This window comes from Pseudomonas floridensis, assembly GCF_002087235.1.
In the GTDB taxonomy this organism is placed as follows: domain Bacteria; phylum Pseudomonadota; class Gammaproteobacteria; order Pseudomonadales; family Pseudomonadaceae; genus Aquipseudomonas; species Aquipseudomonas floridensis.
In genome coordinates, this window is the sequence record NZ_MUIO01000191.1 from 1 (window position 1) to 1,131 (window position 1,131).

Sequence of the window (1,131 nt, forward strand, 5' to 3'; positions counted from 1 at the left end):
TGGGCACCAGCGTGACCCGCGACCGGTTGTGGAACCAGCGCAGGTAATGCGTCAGCAGGCGAGTGATGAACCCCATGCCATATTGCTGCGTGTACTGCGGAAAGTTGGTGTGGAAACCACTGACCACTGCGATCCCCAGGCGTCTGGCAGCCCGCAGTGCCGAGAGCCCCAACGGCCCCTCGGTTGCGATGTAGAGCACGTCCGGCCGCTTGCGCTGCCAGCGCCGCAGCAGCTTGCGCATCGACGACTGACCCCACTGCAACCCCGGATAACCCGGAATCGGCCAGCCCCGGCACAGCATCAGATCATCCGCCGCACTCGCCACGGCCTCTTCGCTCTGGCGTGGGCGGATCAACTCCACCCGATGCCCGCGCAACCGCAAGCCGTCACACAGCCGCCCGAGGGTGTTGGCAACGCCATTGATCTCGGGGGTGAAGGTTTCAGTGATAAGGGTGACATGCAGGGATTGGCTCATGGGAAGAGTTTCGGCCGAAGACATGTCGGTTATGTGGCGGGTTTGTGATGGATTTGTGATTGGAGACGCAGCACAGGCGTTGGCACGCGAAAGGGATATCCGGTCATCACACGCAAGGCGGGCGGTAACCGGATCGGGTCGATCAGCCTTGCGTCACGCGAGTCGGCAATGCCTCAGCACCGCGTTCACGCACCCAGAACAATGTCGCGCCAGCCACGGCCGCAGGCATCATCAGCAGGTTGACCACCGGGATCAGCAGCGCGACGTAAACGATGCCGCCGAAGCTCAAGCTCTGCCAGCGTTTGCTTTTGAGCCAGCCGAGCATCTCGTTCCAGCCCAGTTTGTGATTGTCGGCGGGGTAGTCGATGTACTGGATCGCCATCATCCAGACGCCGAATAACAGCCAGAGCGGAGCGGCGATGATGTTGACCACCGGGATGAAGGACAGAATGAACAACCCCAGCATGCGTGGCAGCATGTAGCCCAGTTTGCGCGCTTCACGGGCCAGTGTGCGTGGCACCATCGCCACCAGTTCAGCCCAGCTGAAAGCAGGGGATTCGTCCACGCCGCGCACCACCGCCTCGACCTTCTCCGATAGAAAACCGTTGAACGGTGCGGCGATGATGTTGGCGACCATGGTGAACGTGAAGAACACC

At 61.6% G+C, this 1,131-nt stretch carries 2 protein-coding genes; both read right to left on the bottom strand.

Annotation, left to right across the window (positions count from 1 at the left end; translation table 11 throughout):
• A partial coding sequence (locus BZK31_RS28080; RefSeq protein WP_157900820.1) for a glycosyltransferase occupies positions 1 to 475 on the bottom strand: 475 nt, incomplete at its 3' end.
• Between the two features lie 142 nt (positions 476 to 617).
• Positions 618 to 1,131, bottom strand: a 514-nt coding sequence (cysZ, locus tag BZK31_RS28085) for a sulfate transporter CysZ (RefSeq protein WP_083186432.1), incomplete at its 5' end; no start/stop codon positions are given.